This window comes from Maribacter sp., assembly GCF_039974175.1.
Classification (GTDB): domain Bacteria; phylum Bacteroidota; class Bacteroidia; order Flavobacteriales; family Flavobacteriaceae; genus Maribacter_C.
This window is the reverse complement of the sequence record NZ_JBDWJN010000013.1, coordinates 384,881-402,196: the sequence shown is the minus strand read 5'-3', so window position 1 is coordinate 402,196 and position 17,316 is coordinate 384,881. Positions and strand designations below refer to the sequence as shown.

Genomic DNA, 17,316 nt, shown 5'->3' with positions numbered 1-17,316 from the left:
TATAAAGTTACGGATCTCTATCAAACAAAATGCCATCGCTCTTGTGCGCCTTATTAAAATTATCAAAAAGAATTACCTCTACACCATCAAGCTGATTTATGAGAAAAAGTCCGGCTTCCTTTCCCATTATAAATACCGCAGTTGCCAAAGCATCACATACCTCCGCCTCTTTTGCAAAAACAGTTACTTGACGTATACCCGAAGATGGATAACCCGTTCTTGGATCTATAATATGAGAATAACGTTTGCCCTTAAAGGTCACATACTTTTCATAGTTACCAGAAGTCGCAACCGAGGATTCTACAATGGGTAACCAAGAAACGATTTTGTCTTTGGCAAGCGGATTCACAATGCCAATAACCCACTTCTTTCCAGTCACATCAGTTCCCCAGGTAGAAAGATCTCCGGCCGCATCGATAATACCACCTGCAACCTGCCTGGAGACCAAAAATTGCTTTGCCTTGTCTGCGGCATATCCTTTACCAACTGCACCGAAGGAAATTTTCATTCCCTTTTCCTTTAGAAAAACGGTTTGCTTCTCGCTATTTAGTATGATTTTTTCATAACCCACTTTCTCAACAGATTTTTTGATCTTTTCGGCTGTTGGCATTTCAGTCATCGTTCCATCAAATTTCCAAATCTTATCCATCGAAGAATAGGAGATGTCAAAAGCGCCGTCGGTAAGTACAGAAATCACCTTGCATCTTTCAATCAACCTGAATAGTTCGAGACTTACCTTTACCGGTTTAATTCCCGCATTTTTATTGATAAGATAGGTTTCCGAATCGGTGTTCCAAGACGAGATCATTCTTTCAATTCTCGTAATCTCGGCAATAGCCTCCTCAATATTGATGTGACCCAGTTCCTCACTTGGTGAAACTACGGTGATACTAAATCTGCTCCCCATCAATTTTAGCGTCTTCTTTACGGTAACCAATTCACGCTCCTGTGCATATCCAGTGAGGGTAAGAAAACTTAAAAGTATCGTGATAAGGATTTTCACTTAAGACAGTTGTTTAAAAGTGAAATATACGCTTGCGGGCTAATTTTTTTATACCCCATCTTGCCCAAGACTTTTTCTGTGGAATCTAAAACAACAACCAAAGGAAAATGGCCCTTGGGATTGAAACGTTCGGCTAAAGCAGCATTCTGTTTTGTTTGATCGACAGCCAATCGGTTCGCCTTCTTTCTTGGAAAATCAGCTTTGTAGAGAATGTAATTTGCGCTTGAATACGTTTTAAATTCGTCTGATTGCCAAATCGATTTATCGAGCTTTATACAGGGAGCACACCAATCTGATCCAGCAAATACCAAGACAATTGGTTTGTTTTCATCGACAGACAAAGTCAAGGCATCAGCATAGTTTTCTTTCCAGTCTTGCCCAAGGGCAAAAATGGAAAAAAAAAGGCTAAGTATCGGGGCAACTATTTTCAAAACAAATTTGTTACATAACTATTCAAAGACCCGAAGCATATCTCCGGTAAGTTCAATATTATATATTTTTAATGCTTTTGCGGGGTTAGCATCTACTTGATTCAAGGGTGTTCCATTCTGTTCAAAACGTGAACCATGTACATCACAATAAAAAATACCCCCTTGTTGATCTACAAATCTAACTTGGTCGTAGGCCTCATGACTGCAAACCTGACTAGCGGCAATCAACTGCCCTTCAAGATTTCGAGCCACCACAACTAAATTCTTCAGTATAAAGCCACCGTTTGTTGCCAAATTAGCCGCCTCAGCAGAGGTCAAATCGATTGTAAAATCTACCCCTGTGGGTTCTTCTACAATGTTTCCGTTTGGGGAATCATCTTTAGAGCATCCGTGAACACAAGGAAAAGCAAGTGCAAAAGCCGCACCTGCGCCCAAGGTTCGTAAAAACTGCTTTCTTTCCATAGTACCAATATTTACTATACAAAACGCAGTATTCGGATGATTCGTATGCCCTAATAGACAAAGGTTCCAAACTCACTTCTTATCGTAAGTTTTTTCGTAAGATTTTCTTCTACACGACCAATAATTCGGGCATCAACGCCAAAACTGCCCGATATGCTAATCAAATCTTGTGCCACAGCATCATTGACGTATAATTCAAGGCGATGTCCGCAATTAAAAACCTGATACATTTCCTTCCAATCTGTGCCCGACTGTTCTTGAATTAATTTGAACAAGGGTGGAACAGGAAACAGGTTGTCTTTTACAATATGGTTTTGGTCTATAAAATGAAGAATCTTGGTTTGTGCACCTCCGCTACAATGCACCATACCATGTATGTCTTCGGATGTATATTTTTCGAGGATTTTCTTGACGATGGGAGCATAGGTGCGTGTTGGCGATAATACCAACTTACCAGCATCTAATGGAGATTCGGCGATAGCATCGGTTAACTTGATCTTGCCAGAATACACTAAATCTTCAGGTACGGAAGCATCGTAACTTTCCGGATAGTTTTCAGCCAAATATTTTGAGAACACATCATGCCTGGCCGATGTGAGTCCGTTACTTCCCATTCCACCGTTGTAGGCTGTTTCGTATGTTGACTGGCCAAAAGATGCCAAACCAACAATCACATCTCCCGCTTGAATATTCGCATTGTCGATAACCTGGCTACGCTTCATTCGTGCTGTAACCGTAGAGTCAACGATAATCGTACGTACCAGATCGCCAACGTCGGCAGTTTCGCCCCCCGTAGAATGAATGGTGATTCCATGTTTTTTAAGGTCGGAAATCAGTTCTTCGGTACCATTGATTATAGCAGAAATCACTTCCCCTGGAATCAAGTTCTTGTTACGCCCAATTGTGGAGGAAAGCATAATGTTATCTGTTGCACCTACACAAATTAAATCATCAATATTCATAATCAGGGCGTCTTGCGCGATTCCCTTCCACACAGAAATGTCGCCTGTTTCCTTCCAATACATATAGGCCAAAGAAGACTTTGTTCCGGCACCATCGGCATGCATTATCAAACAATAAGCATCATCGTTGGTCAAATAGTCGGGTACAATCTTACAAAAGGCTTTAGGAAACAACCCTTTATCTATATTCTTAATGGCATTGTGAACGTCTTCCTTGGAGGCAGAAACACCTCTTTGGTTATATCTTTCACTATGGGTTGAACTCATGCTTCGATTTTTGTGTCAAAAGTAAGTGAATTGCTGAAATCTGCGGTTGTAGTTGGGCCTACTTTATAAACAAAAGTTCACGGTACTTTGTTAATGGCCAAACTTGGTCGTCTACCAGCTGTTCTAACTTGTCACAATGGTAGCGAATTTCATCAAAATAAGGTTTGACATTTTCGGCATACGCCACCGCTTTTTTATGACTATCGGTTAGTTTATTTGCCTTTTTTCGTGTTTCCGTCATCGCATCAGTATTCTTTTTTAGCGCAACTAGGTACTCGGCCATTTGCTCAATGATATTCGATTGTCCTTCGGAGAGTTTTTTATGTGCGGCACCGTAAATTTCTTTCAGGCCCAAGACATTTTGAATAAGCGTATTTTGATATTCAATAGCTGCGGGTATGATGTGCCCATAAACCAATTCGTTAAGTACCCGTCCTTCAATTTGCAGATGCAAAATATACGCTTCCAGCTCTACTTCTTGGCGCGCTTTCACCTCAATTTCGCTCATCACTTTCATCGACTTGAAAAGCTCTAAACTCTCTTTTGAGGTTAGTACTTTAAGGGCTTCCGGGGTGGTTTTGTTATTGCTAAGTTTTCGTTTTCTAGCCTCTTTTTCCCAAACATCGCTGTATCCGTCGCCATCGAATCGAATTCTCTTGGAAGTTTTTATATACTCTCGAAGCACATTAAAAACCGCCTCGTCTTTCTTTAAGTTTTTCTTGTCTATCAAGACATCAACCTCTTTTTTAAAGGCGATTAACTGTTTGGCGACTATGGTATTTAAAATAGTCATCGGTTTGGCGCAATTTGTCTTAGAACCTACGCCGCGTATTTCAAATTTATTACCCGTAAATGCAAAGGGTGATGTTCGGTTCCGATCGGTATTGTCTAATAGAATTTCAGGAATCTTGCCTACCACATTCAATTTTAGTTCTGTTTTTTCCTCTGGTGACAATTTACCTTTTGACACCCCTTCCAACTCGTCTAAAACCCGACTTAACTGCGTTCCAATGAAAATAGATAGAATGGCTGGCGGTGCCTCATTTGCGCCCAACCTATGGTCATTTCCGGCAGATGCAATAGAAGAACGCAATAGTTCCTCATAGGTATCTACTGCTTTAATCGTATTCACGAAAAACGTCAAAAACTGTAAATTTTTCATCGGGGTAGTACCAGGACTCAATAAATTCACTCCGGTATCGGTAGCCAAAGACCAGTTATTGTGTTTGCCAGACCCATTGATACCTGCAAAAGGCTTTTCGTGAAACAACACCTTAAAACTATGCCTATCTGCAATTTTATCCATCACATCCATCAAAAGCAGATTGTGATCAACCGCCAAATTAGCTTCTTCAAAAACAGGGGCCAATTCAAATTGATTTGGCGCCACCTCGTTGTGGCGTGTCTTTACCGGAATGCCCAATTTGGTGCATTCTTTTTCCAAATCACTCATAAAACTCAAAACCCTACCGGGGATGGTTCCAAAATAGTGGTCATCTAACTGCTGCCCTTTCGCCGCAGTTTGACCTATTAGGGTTCGACCTGTCAGACTAATATCTGGTCTTGAGTTAGCTAGTGCTTTATCAAGCAAAAAATATTCTTGTTCCCAACCTAAGGTGGCGCTGACTTTGGTAACATTTTTGTCAAAATATTTCGCAACAGCGGTTGCCGCTTCATCTACAGCGTGCAATGCTCTAAGAAGCGGCGCTTTATTGTCTAAGGCCTCTCCCGTATACGAAACGAAAATGGTTGGAATGCACAAGGTAGTTTCATAGATAAAAGCAGGTGAGGTAGGATCCCAGGCGGTATAGCCTCTTGCCTCGAATGTATTGCGAATTCCTCCACTTGGGAAGCTAGAAGCATCGGGTTCTTGTTGTACCAACTGTCTGCCTCCAAATTTCTCCAGTGCTCTACCGTCGGGCAATAAATCTAAAAAGGCATCGTGCTTTTCAGCCGTAGAACCCGTTAAGGGTTGAAACCAATGAGTATAGTGCGTTGCCCCCATGGTAATGGCCCAACCTTTCATGGCTTCTGCTACCTGATCGGCAATTTTACGATCGATTTTAGAGCCCGAAAATATGGCACTTTGCACGCTTTCTAAGGCGTCTTTAGTCAAATACTGAAGCATACGCTCCTCATTAAAAACATTCTTGGCAAAGAGCGTTGAACGTCTTCCTTCATCTTCAATATTGATACGGATTCTGCTTTGGCTTTCCGCAATAGCCTCAAATCGAATTGTAGCCATAAATCTTTGTTCTTAGAAAATCAGTAATTCCTTAATAATATGACAAAATTACCATCAAATAATAGATATTTCACAATTTACCCTAGAAAAATTAGGGCTAAAGACAATAATAATAACTTTTGATAAAATTACCCCCTTTAAAAGTAGGTTAATTGATGAAAAAAATTATTTTTGTTTGTCTTTTTAAAAATGGAATAATTAACGGCTAAAATTATGAGTAAAACAAAATTAGAGTACATCTGGTTGGATGGATACTTCCCAACGCAAAATATGCGAAGTAAGACCAAAGTGGTGAATGACTTTGGTGGTAAATTAGAGGATTGCCCGATGTGGTCTTTCGATGGAAGTTCAACAAGACAGGCTGAAGGTGGAGCTTCAGATTGCCTATTAAAGCCTGTAGCTATTTTTCCAGATCCGGCTCGCAAAGATGCATATTTAGTAATGACCGAAGTGTTAAACGCAGACGGTACACCTCATGAGTCAAATGGTAGAGCAACCATTGATGATGATGACAACGATTTCTGGTTCGGCTTCGAGCAGGAATACTTTATAATGGATACCAAAACCCAATTACCGCTTGGTTTTCCAGTGGGTGGTTATCCTGCACCACAGGGCATGTACTATTGTTCCGTCGGTGGTAAAAACACACACGGTAGAGATTTGGTTGAAGAGCATGCGGATTTATGTATCGCTGCTGGAATCAATTTTGAAGGGATCAATCAGGAAGTTGCTTCCGGACAATGGGAATTCCAACTATTTGCAAAAGGTGCAAAGAAAGCTGGAGATGAAATCTGGGTGGCTCGTTACTTGTTAGATCGTCTTACAGAGAAATATGGCTATTACATTGAATACCATCCAAAACCACTAGGAAGAGATATGGATTGGAACGGTTCTGGTATGCATGCCAACTTCTCCAACACAACTTTAAGAACATGTGGAGACAAAGCGACTTACGAAAAAATTTGTGAGGCTTTCCGTCCAGTGGTCAAAGAACATATTGCTGTTTATGGTGAATTTAATGATCAACGCTTGACAGGAGATCACGAGACACAATCTATCGATGAATTTAGCTTTGGTATCTCAGATAGAGGAGCTTCTATTCGTATTCCAATCGCAACCGTAGAAAGCGGATGGAAAGGTTGGTTGGAAGATCGTCGACCAGCTTCTAACGGTGACCCGTATAAAATTGCAGGAAGAATTGTTAAAACCGTTAAATCAGCAAAAGTATAGCTGACATTAATTGTTGTAATTTAAACCGCTTTTGATTCGCTTCAAAAGCGGTTTTTTTAGTTATGAATAGTTGGTAGTGGCGTATTTTTCCAATAGTCGCCTTTCATTGTTTCGTTTAGAATGGGTTGTCGCGGACTATCTAAAGGCAAGTTTTTTAACATGAACTGGCTTTGGCCAATTTTTTCGCTTTTTAACCGAATTTCTTGGGTAAAGAATTCTCGATATTGATGTAAGTATTCCCATTTTCGTTCATCGAGTTTGTTTCCTTCAGTATCTCTAATTCTATAGTTATAGGTCACATTTGAAACACTATAATTGAAGTTTTCAAAAAGACCTTCTGCTTTCTTACTATCTAAATCAGGGCAAACTACAAAGGTGCGCTCATCTTCCAAAAAGTAAAAATCTTTTATTGGCACCAAAACCTTCTTATATCTTATTTTAAAATCATTATTCTTTATTTTCTTCAAGTTGGCGGGCAATTTATTTAACCTTATACGAAAAGAGTTGTCATTTAAATTAATTACGAATTTAGAGTAAAATTCGGCAGGCCTTTGAATCAGGAATTTATTGTAAAATGAAATATAATTCAGGAACATTTTTCCCTCTAAATCGCGAACATACTCCGTATGTATATGATACAAAACTTCGGAATTCATTTTCTTAAATCCGTCAGAAAAACGTTCTGATGCATTATCCACAATACCGTAATCAAAGCTTTCTTTAGCTCTATTAGAAGGATTTGCCAATTTATGCACCGCATAGTCAAGTTTGAATATTGCAAAATCTTTTGTGTCAATAAAAATCTTGCCCTTTGCCAAGTAGTGATCATTCCTAAATTCAATTTCGATTTGATATATGAACTCATTTTTATAATACGACTTTCCTACCAATCGAAAACTATGGTTGTCAATAAAATCAGATTTCATGTCGTTAACGAATGAAAAAGACTCTTCTTTATAATTGCGAATGGCGTCATGCATAATGAGCATAATAAACTCGTTGCCGCCATCGTTGATCATTCTAGCGTTTGGTACGATTTTATCATAACCGTCATAGTCATAGGGTTGCTTAGCAAAGTCGTCAACATCGAAATCTAAATTTTTATCATAAGACAACAACTGATGTTGATTGTAATAACTGTTTCTTTTTCCGAAACCTTCGTCTGAAACTTTAATTATTGCCTCATTTAAATTAATATAGCTGCTATTTTTAACCTGGTAATCTCTATAATAGCCTACAATATTAAAATTATATTGAGGATAATTCTGCGGAATACTATTCACAGCTATTTTAACAATTTGTCTCGCACTAAGCTTCTTGATATTCGCAGAAACAACGGCCTCTTGAAGCTCAAACGCAGCTGGCCTTAGAACGACAATATTGCTTTGGGCGTCATCTAGGTCTTGCATGTTTATTTCTTTGGTCTCATACCCCAAGCAAGAAATTTCCAATATCTCACCCAGTACTTTGTACCGCATCGGTATTTTAAAAGTTCCATCGATATTGGAAATAACCCCAAGCGCTCTATCCTTAACTCGGATGCTAACAAAGGGTATAGGGTCATGCTGAGATGAGTCTATGACTTTCCCAAATAGGTATTCCCCTTCTTGCGAAAGGCAGCTTATTGAAATCAAAAAAATCAGAATCAATAAGCTATTTTTCGGCATCTTATTCAATATGGGTATTTTCTATTAAGGGCGTATTCATCCAATATTCTTTATAGTCTTTTGGTTTAGTCATCGGTTGCTCCTTGAATATGGGTTTTCGCTTGTTCATAAAAAGATCATCAAGCGGGGCTCTTGAATCAGGTTTTACCCGTTGCACAAAAAATTCTCTGAATTGCAGGTAATCTTCAATTTCAGGTTCATTGAGCACATTGCCGTCAATGTCTTTAATATTCTTTACGCGTAGATCAAACAATTCATTCGCACTCTTCTGCTTCTTAATCGACATATTTATTTCAAACCTGGCGTTCATCATTGCATTTTTAAAATCAGGTTCGAGATAAATTTTGAGGGAGTCCTGTACTACCTTAACCTGCTTGACACGAAACTTTCTTTGTTTGAAAATAACTTCGTAATTCTTAAGTCTTTTGGCTGATACGGAGTCTATTGGTTTGTTGAAATACAACATACAATACCCCTTTGGGGCATTGATAAATGTAGAATCTAAAACAAACTTCGGCGGTTTCCTAATTTCAAAACTGTTGTGAAACGAGATATAATTCAAATACATTTTATCGCTTTTCTTTCTATAGTCTGTTGTAATATCAAAAATCACTTTTTGCCGATGCCCATGTTTGTTTTTCTTGCGATCCTTATTCCTTTTATTTGCGTTGTACATGGTATACTCTAATTTATATATCGAAAAACCCATCTTCGATATGTAAATCTTTCCATGCGCACTATAATTTGGGTATAAGGTCTTAAAGTTAATAACGTAGAGTTCTTCGTTATTGATACGCGTATCACTACTCCTCATGAAAAAATGGTTTGCTATCAAATCGGTTTTTAGTGCGCCTACAAAATCATAGGCGCCTACATTGTAATTTCTTATGGCATCATGAATTCTTAAAATTCGAAATTCATTGCCTCCATAGGCGTCTAGATGCGCCTTTCTTATTATTTTTTTGTTGGTTCGGTAATCATAGGCTATTCGTGCTATTGAATCTTGCTTGAAATTTTTATTCAGACCAAAATTATACAGCCTTGTTTCCGATGTACCATCGTCTAATTGATCAAAGCCCTGGTCAAAAACTTCTAAAATGGCTTCGTTCAGATTGAGGTACTCCTCATCTTTAAATTGATAATCGCGATAATACCCAATTGTTGAAAAAGAAGTTGCAGGAAAGTTTCTGGGTATGGCATCAATGGCTTTTTGCACGATTTGCTTAGCACTAAGATTTCTTTTGCGTTTTCCTTTGACCACAGCTTCCTGCAAATCTATCGCTGAAGGGTCTAGGGTTATGATATTGAGCTTATCTTGAAGCAGTTGCGTTATGGCAATTTCCTTGGTTAGATACCCCATCGATGATACCTCTATAATATCACCATAGGCTTTATACTTCAAGGGAATTCTAAAACTACCGTCTACATTTGTAATAATACCTAAAGCCCTATCCTTAATTCTAATATTGGCAAAAACTACAGGTTCGGTGGTCTGAGCATCTAAAAGTCTTCCAGAAATATAATCTTGCTCCTGAGCAATAGCCTGACACAAGACCAACAAGAAAAATGTAAATACGAAATTGAAGTGTAGTGTTTTTTGCATCTTTCCTTAGTTTTAATTCGTCTTATTGCGAAGGGGAGTGTTCATCCAGTAATCATCAAAATTATCTGGTTTTACAACAACTTGGTCTTTAAAAATCGGCCTTTGTTTTTTCATGAAGAGCGTATCTGAGGGCGCCTGTGTTAATGGCTTTACTTCCTGAGTAAAAAATTCTCGGAATTGATTGTAATCTCTAGAAGTCCACTGGTCAATTACATTGCCATCAACATCCTTGATATTGGTAAGCTTTATTTCAAACAGTTCATTGGTAATCTTCTTCTTTCGCGCGGCAATTTCAATTTCCCTTAGCATTTGCTCTGCCTTATTGGGATACATCTTGGGGTACAACAGCACAACATCTTGTGCATCTGTTAGCTCTGCTTTTTGCATTCTAACGATCTTGCCCTTCACTTTTACCTCGTAATTCTTTAAAGCAACCGCGTCTTGCAGCCTCACTTTGTTATTAAAACCAACAACGAAACACTTTGAAACATAATCAGGAGTAATATAATCGATTACAAACTTTGGTGGATCCCAAAGTTGAAATGTATTGTGAAAAGAGATGTAGTTGAGAAACATCTTATCATTTTTGGGTTGATAAGAGGTGGTGATCTCAAATATCAGTTCGTTTTCTGTTTCGTGTTTGTTGCGCAGTCCGTTGGGTAACTTTTTCTTTAAGTCGTAAACGGTATAGTCCATCTTGTGGATTGCAAAATTGCGTTTTGAAATATACATCGTACCATACGCGCTATAGTTTAGAAGTAATTTGGTAAAGCGTATAGTGTAGAGCGGTTCACCGTCAAAATACGTATCGGGTATTCTTTTAAACCGGTGCTCAGAAAGCACATCTGATTTAAGTCGATGTACGAAAGAATAGGAACTGACCTTATGGTTACGAATCGCATCGTGCACCCTTAAAATGGTGAACTCGTTTCCGCCATAAGCAGATAAAAAAGCGTTGTCAATAACCTTGCGACCTTTTTTGAATTTATAATTGTACGACCGTAAGGCCATCGAATCACGCTTGAAATCAGTGTTCTCTAAATAGTCATAGATTTTTACTTTGGTGGTCACCGAATCCATGGCATCAAAACCTTGGTCGTATACTTCTAAAATAGCTTCGTTTAAGTTTACATATTGCAAACTGTCTAATTGGTAATCACGATAATAACCTACCATAGAAAATGGTTCAAGCGGATAATTGTCTGGTATTGCCCTTAGCGCCTTGCGCACTATTTGTCTGGCGCTTAGTTCTCTTTTCTTTTTGCCGGTTACTATGGCTTCCTGCAGTTGCCAGATAGCCGGTTGCAATCGCACATTATTCAGCTCGAATATTGAAAAATCAAAAATCAATATTTCCTTAGTCTGATACCCCATCGAAGATATTTCGATGATATCGCCATACTCTTTATATTTTAAAGGTATTTTGAAACTTCCATCAATATTAGAAATAATTCCTAAGGCTCTGTCTTTGATTCGAATACTGGCAAAAGCAACAGGTTCTTGTGTTTTGGCATCCAGTAACTTTCCAACGATATATTCACCTTGTTGCGACAAAGCAGAGCTCGATACTAGCAGTAGTAATAGCAAAAGCAAGTTGATGGGTAATCTTTTTTGCATTGTCGGAAAACGTTTAGTTTTTCATATTTTGAAGGGGTGTATTCATCCAATAATCATCAAAATTATCTGGTTTTACAACGGCTTGGTCTTTAAAAATGGGGATGTCTTTTTTCATAAAAAGGGTATCGTTTAGGACACTCCCGTTGGGCTTTATTTCTTGAACAAAAAATTCACGAAACTGCTTGTAGGTTATGTACTGCATTTCATTTATTAGGTTGGCTGCCCCTGTAGCATCTCTAAGGCCAGTTAATGTTATGGTAAGCATATCGAAGGTCTCCAACCTTTTTCGTTCAGCTACGTTCAATGTATTGGTAATATTTAAAAATTCGCTTCGAGCCATATCAGGGTATACAAGTACTAGGTGCTCATTATCCTTTTCTATACGTATTCTATCAATTTGAATTTTCTTTCCTTTAAATTTAAAATCGTAATACTTTTTTTCTTTGGCGTATAGCAGGTCCACCTTATTATTGAAGGTTAAGACAAAACATTTACATTGAAGATCGACCACCGTCTCTTTTAGCATAAATTTGGGTGGTTGGCTTACCTGGAAAGTATTAAAGAAGGAAATGTAATTCAAATACATTTTAGCATACTTTCTCCTATACTCGGTGTTGACAGTAAAAATTATTTCCTCGTCGATCCCATGCTTGTCTTTTTGCTTGTTTTCTGTAGTTCTTGTTCTGTCATAAAGGGTATATTCCATCTTATGGATTGCGAAATCTCTCTTGGCAATATAAATGGTTCCCAAAGCCCGATACCGATGTAAAATTTTGGCGAAACTAATTTGATAAAGCCATTCATCGTCACGATGAATTTCATCCTCTTTTTTAAAAAAATGATTGGCGACAAAATCTGTATGCAATACATTGACAAAATCATATGCGTTGATTTTATGGTTTCTAATAGCATCATGTATTCGCAGAATACTAAACTCGTTACCACCATAATCAGATAGGTAGGCCTTGTCAATATATTTTTTATAATGTTTATAGTCGTATTTATAACGGCCTTGCAGATCTCTATTAAAATCATCATTCCCACTGTAGTCATAGAGCCGCACCTTAGTGGTTGAATGGTCATTATTATCGAAGCCAGCATCAACCACCTCTAAAATGGCTTCATTTAGATTAACATAATTCTCTTTCTTCAATTGATAATCTCTGTAATATCCAATAGATGAAAAAGTACTAGTCGGATAATTGTTAGGTATCGCCTGTATCGCTTTGTTAACAATTTGAGCGGCGGACAGTTTTTTTAGTCTTTTGATTCGTTTTCCCCGTTTCCGACTTTTCGCCTTAACAACCGCCTCAACCAGTTCTAAAACACCAGGGACCAAACGGATGGTATTGAGTGTGATAAGCGATAGTTGCGATAGTGGTATTTCTTTAGTCTGATACCCCATAGAAGATATTTCAATAATATCTCCATACTCTTTGTACTTTAATGGAATTTTGAAGCTGCCATCGGTATTTGAAATAATTCCTAAGGCTCTATCTTTGATACGAATACTGGCAAAAGCAACAGGTTCTTGTGTTTTGGCATCCAACAAAATACCAGCAATATACTCTCGTTCTTGCGACCAAGCGGAATTTGACATTATAAGTAGGAAAACAGAAAAGGTAATTTTGAGTAGTGTTCTTTCCATTTTGTGCAGTTGGTTACCTTGAAAATGCCTTACAGCAATTCTGGTAAAAACCCACAAAAATTATACCATTGATCTGCTTGTCTAGCAACTATTGAATAGTGAAATAGACAAATGTGAAGTAAACCCCTAAAAGTATTAGGCCATCACGCCATCCCAATCGTAAACCTTTTGGAATGAATACCAACGGAAGTATCAAAAACGAGATACCTAACATCCAGAAGATGTCATTGCTCAGCAATCCTTCATCCATCACTCGGATAGGTGTAATTATGGAGGTGATGCCCAATACTGCCAACAAATTGAAAATATTGGAGCCTATAAGATTTCCTAAAGAGATTGCCTTTTCCTTTTTGATAACGGCAATGATCGAGGCTGCCAACTCTGGAATGCTAGTACCAATTGACACTATGGTAATTCCTATTATACGTTCGCTTACGCCATAAGCCGAGGCCATTCCCACCGCACCTTTAATAAGCAGTTCTGATCCTCCCCAAAGACCTAGTCCGCCCAAACCCAAAAATAAAACGGTTTTGTACAAGGGTAAGGGTTCATCGTCTTCAGGAAGTTCATCAATCACGGCTGGTTTCTGAAATCGGAGTAAGTAAACCAAAAATAAAAAGAGAAAAACCACCATGATGATACCTTCATACTGAACGATAACCCCATCAAAATAAATAAAACCAAAGAAAAGAAAGGAAGCAATCATCATTACTGGCCAATCTGTAATATAAAAACTCCTATTGACATCGATACTCCCCAACAGTATGGTAACTGCCAGTACCAGTCCTAGGTTTGCGATGTTGGAGCCAACCACATTGCCCAATGCGAGATCAGGAAAACCATCTAAAGCAGCTTGAACACTAACAATAAGTTCTGGGGCAGAGGTGGCAAAAGAGACCACGGTCATTCCAATAACAATTTTTGGGATATTTAATTTAAGAGATAAAGCTACGGCAGCTTTCAAAAGCCAATTGCCCCCTAAGATTAGAAGAACGAGACCAGCAAGTATCAACAGGGGATTTTGCATTGGTTAGTTTTCACAAATATAGCAGAAGATTTTTGATTAAGAAGGATATCAACCAGACAGAAAACCCAGTTAATCCTATATAAATAGTTAAATAACTATAAAAACAGTTGTTCAACTAAAAAAATAGTAATAAGTTTGATTCAAATTAGAACCACTATGCAAAAATTGACCAATAAAGAAGAGGAGATCATGAAGATTCTTTGGCAGCTTGAGAAAGCTTTTGTCAAAGAAATTCGAGCAGAACTACAAGGAGATAAACCGCATTACAATACCCTATCGACCATAGTGCGCAATCTTGAAGACAAAAAATATGTTGGTCATGAGGCCTTCGGAAATACGCATCGGTACTATCCGCTAGTGTCTAAAGAGAGCTATAGAAAGAAGTTCATCAATTCTACCATCGCAGATTACTACGATAATTCGTACAAGAGTTTGGTCTCGTTTTTTGCCAAAGAGGAAAAGATATCTGTAGATGAATTGAAAGAAATCATTAACCTGATAGAAAACAAAAAATAATGGAAGCTTTTCTCCTTTATATTTTAAAGTCTGGTGCAGTTTTAGCGCTATTCTTGACCACATATCATTTATTTTTAAAAAAAGAAACCTTTTTTACAAGCAATAGACTTTTTTTGGTTCTTGGCTTAATGGCTTCTTTTATAGTGCCATTGATCACCTTTACAAGAACGGTACTGGTAGCACCTCAGCCGCTTACCGCAAGTACATTCTACCCTACTGAAAACACCTTCACGGTGACCGAAACATCGCAGGCTTTTAATGGGTTGGCCCTTTTGATAAGCGTATATGTCTTGGGTGTTCTTTTTTTTAGTTTTCGTCTATGTATGCAATTGTGGGCTCTTAAGAAGATAAAAAATAGCGCCTGCGTGGTAAAACAAGATAAGCTAACGCATGTAAAAACAGAAAAGACCATTTCACCTTTCTCCTTTTTCAAACATATTTTCTACAATCCAGAGCTATTCAAAAGAAGCGATTTAAAAATCATTCTAAATCATGAGAAAGTTCATGCTACACAGCTGCATTCACTTGATATTCTACTCGCTGAACTTGTTATGATTTTGCAATGGTTCAATCCCATCATTTGGTTGTATAGAAAATCAATCAAGGAAAATTTAGAATTTCTAGCGGATGCATATACCTGCGTCGACAAAGACGATAAAAAGCACTACCAATATCTACTACTACAAAAAGTAATCGGTACTAGCGAAGTATCAATCGCGAACCCCTTTTTTAATTCACTCATCAAAAAACGAATAGTCATGTTAAATCAAAATCAATCCAAAAAAGTAAACTTTTTGAAATTATTTATTGTGCTCCCCCTTATAATGACTTTTTTAGTCGCTTTCAATATCAAAGAGGAAATCAAATTTTCTGAAGTTGCCAATTCAATACGCGGAAACAGCAATGAAATGCTAGATTTTCAAAGCCCTATAGCACATCAGGATATCAAACGTATATCAGCCGGATTCGGTATGGGTCAAAACAAGTTTGAAAAAGATAAATTCCACAATGGAATTGATTTAGTAGCCACGACCGGAACCAAAGTTATGGCCAGCGGCGCTGGAACTGTAAAAGTTTCCTCCCAAACTGCATCCAATGGAAATTATATCATCGTTGAACATGAATCTGGTTATAGTACAAAATATATGCACTTAAAAGATAGGAGCGTTAAAAGTGGTGAACAAATCGACAGGGGAGCGACAATAGGCCATGTAGGGAATACGGGGAAATCTACCGGACCCCATTTGCATTTTGAAATCTTAAAATCGGACAAGCCCATCAATCCTGAAAGTTTAATCGCTTTTAAAGGGAGTAGCCATACGAAAGAAAAGAGCAAGGCAAAATATATCAAGAAGCAAGCTACCCCAATGAAAAAAATAGAGCTGACCATTGACAAGAAGACCTCCGATGAAACGCTCCTTGACATTAAGAATGATTTGAAGAAGCAAGAAATTGATTTTTCTTATACGGTAGTGCGTAACGCGAATGAGGAAATCATCGACCTAGCCATACAAATCACAGGAAAAAGCGAAAACGGCGGAACGTTCAATAGCACTTACAATTCTTCAGATTCGGAAGAACCCATTTCTCCATTGGTCGTTTTAATTGATCAAGAGCACAATCTTGTCTCTATTGGATCTAAAGGAAACTACACACCAAGAAGCATCAGCATTGATTCAGACGACACGAATGTATGGATTAGTTCAGATGGGGAAGAGCACAAGGAAATTCGTATAAAGAAAGAAGACGGAAAAAGGGTCATTATTGTAGACGGAGAAGAAGTGAAGGAGGAAGATTTAGAAGATATGGATATTCATATTGAAAAAGATGCGCATGTTTTTATATCTAAAAATCATAAAAACAATGCTTTTGTTCATTTAGATTCCGATGACGACCACGATATCAAAGTCATCAGTAAAAAAGGCAATGGCTTTTTCTTCACCCACACTGATGGAGACAAAGAACCGCTATACCTTATAGACGGTAAAGAAAGTACTGCAAAAAAAGTAAAGCGCCTTGATCCTGATGATATTGAATCCATAGATGTCTCTAAAGGAGAAAAAGCTATTGAGCAGTATGGCAAAAAGGCAAAAGACGGTGTAGTTGAAATACACACTAAAAAGAATTAAAAAAACAATTTTTAGGGATACCATGAGACGTATTAAAACCGATTTTTTTCAAAGTCGGTTTTCTCGTTCTAGAAACGAAATCACTAAAAAAACCCTTTTTTAATGCAAAATCTCCCTTGCAAGTTGAAAAAGACTCAAAAACACCCCTACAATTATTTCAATTTATAATATTTTAATGAATTTTTACTTATAATATGAAACTTTATACAAGAGCGAGTCATAAAATTTAAAACATATCTCGTTATTTTAGTTTCAATAGTGTATTCACTTGTATTGATTTTAGTCAAAATACTTGCAACTGAACATTTTTTAAATATATCTTATTTGGATAATCGATTATGTGCAACTATTTATTAACCCTAAAAAACCCTTTTTATGATTACACTAGCTAAAGTTTTATTGTTCTTATTGTTATCCTTGATCGCGATAATAGCTTAAGTAGAATCATATAGGCCTATATAAAGAGACCGCCGTATGGCGGTCTTTTCAATTCTACGGTACGACTTTAC

The 17,316-nt window shown here is 37.8% G+C and carries 13 protein-coding genes; 3 read left to right on the top strand and 10 right to left on the bottom strand.

Features of this window, described 5'->3' with window-relative positions; translation table 11 throughout:
* Window positions 1-7: 7 nt before the first annotated feature.
* From ABJN95_RS19130 to ABJN95_RS19110, 5 genes are read right to left on the bottom strand one after another with little or no spacing between them, the layout of a single operon-like run.
* On the bottom strand, window positions 8-1,003 hold the full coding sequence (locus tag ABJN95_RS19130) for an FAD:protein FMN transferase (protein ID WP_348372836.1): 996 nt from the start codon (window positions 1,001-1,003) through the stop codon (window positions 8-10).
* Complete coding sequence (locus ABJN95_RS19125) at window positions 1,000-1,434, bottom strand: thioredoxin family protein (protein WP_348372834.1); 435 nt, start codon at window positions 1,432-1,434, stop codon at window positions 1,000-1,002. Before ABJN95_RS19125 ends, ABJN95_RS19130 begins: the two co-directional genes overlap by 4 nt.
* Window positions 1,435-1,452: 18 nt before the next feature.
* On the bottom strand, window positions 1,453-1,896 hold the full coding sequence (locus ABJN95_RS19120; protein ID WP_348372832.1) for a Rieske 2Fe-2S domain-containing protein: 444 nt from the start codon (window positions 1,894-1,896) through the stop codon (window positions 1,453-1,455).
* A gap of 50 nt (window positions 1,897-1,946) precedes the next feature.
* Window positions 1,947-3,125: an AIR synthase related protein gene (locus ABJN95_RS19115; protein WP_348372829.1), complete on the bottom strand. Its 1,179-nt coding sequence runs from the start codon at window positions 3,123-3,125 to the stop codon at window positions 1,947-1,949.
* A 58-nt stretch (window positions 3,126-3,183) separates the two neighbouring features.
* Window positions 3,184-5,370, bottom strand: a complete 2,187-nt coding sequence (locus ABJN95_RS19110; RefSeq protein WP_348372828.1) for a glutamine synthetase III — start codon at window positions 5,368-5,370, stop codon at window positions 3,184-3,186.
* Between the two features lie 213 nt (window positions 5,371-5,583).
* On the opposite strand from ABJN95_RS19110, the gene ABJN95_RS19105 reads away from it, so the two are divergent.
* Complete coding sequence (locus ABJN95_RS19105; protein ID WP_348372825.1) at window positions 5,584-6,600, top strand: glutamine synthetase beta-grasp domain-containing protein; 1,017 nt, start codon at window positions 5,584-5,586, stop codon at window positions 6,598-6,600.
* 56 nt (window positions 6,601-6,656) lie between these two features.
* On the opposite strand, the gene ABJN95_RS19100 is transcribed toward ABJN95_RS19105, so the two are convergent.
* The 5 genes from ABJN95_RS19100 to ABJN95_RS19080 form a co-directional block, all read right to left on the bottom strand.
* Window positions 6,657-8,267 (bottom strand): carboxypeptidase-like regulatory domain-containing protein, encoded by a 1,611-nt coding sequence (locus tag ABJN95_RS19100; RefSeq protein WP_348372823.1) that lies wholly within the window; start codon window positions 8,265-8,267, stop codon window positions 6,657-6,659.
* Window position 8,268: 1 nt separating this feature from the next.
* Entirely contained in the window at window positions 8,269-9,870 is a 1,602-nt protein-coding gene (locus ABJN95_RS19095) for a carboxypeptidase-like regulatory domain-containing protein (RefSeq protein WP_348372821.1), read from the bottom strand.
* A 12-nt stretch (window positions 9,871-9,882) separates the two neighbouring features.
* The gene (locus ABJN95_RS19090) at window positions 9,883-11,487 is read right to left on the bottom strand and encodes a carboxypeptidase-like regulatory domain-containing protein (protein ID WP_348372818.1); all 1,605 of its coding nucleotides are present in this window, start codon (window positions 11,485-11,487) and stop codon (window positions 9,883-9,885) included.
* A 13-nt stretch (window positions 11,488-11,500) separates the two neighbouring features.
* Complete coding sequence (locus tag ABJN95_RS19085; protein ID WP_348372817.1) at window positions 11,501-13,135, bottom strand: carboxypeptidase-like regulatory domain-containing protein; 1,635 nt, start codon at window positions 13,133-13,135, stop codon at window positions 11,501-11,503.
* Window positions 13,136-13,223: 88 nt separating this feature from the next.
* Window positions 13,224-14,162: a calcium/sodium antiporter gene (locus tag ABJN95_RS19080; RefSeq protein WP_348372815.1), complete on the bottom strand. Its 939-nt coding sequence runs from the start codon at window positions 14,160-14,162 to the stop codon at window positions 13,224-13,226.
* Window positions 14,163-14,318: 156 nt separating this feature from the next.
* On the opposite strand from ABJN95_RS19080, the gene ABJN95_RS19075 reads away from it, so the two are divergent.
* Together ABJN95_RS19075 and ABJN95_RS19070 are read left to right on the top strand one after the other, a co-directional pair.
* On the top strand, window positions 14,319-14,678 hold the full coding sequence (locus ABJN95_RS19075) for a BlaI/MecI/CopY family transcriptional regulator (protein WP_348372813.1): 360 nt from the start codon (window positions 14,319-14,321) through the stop codon (window positions 14,676-14,678).
* Window positions 14,678-16,807, top strand: coding sequence for a peptidoglycan DD-metalloendopeptidase family protein (locus ABJN95_RS19070; protein WP_348372812.1), 2,130 nt, complete (start codon window positions 14,678-14,680; stop codon window positions 16,805-16,807). The genes ABJN95_RS19075 and ABJN95_RS19070 overlap by 1 nt, the downstream gene beginning before the upstream one ends.
* Window positions 16,808-17,316: the final 509 nt, after the last annotated feature.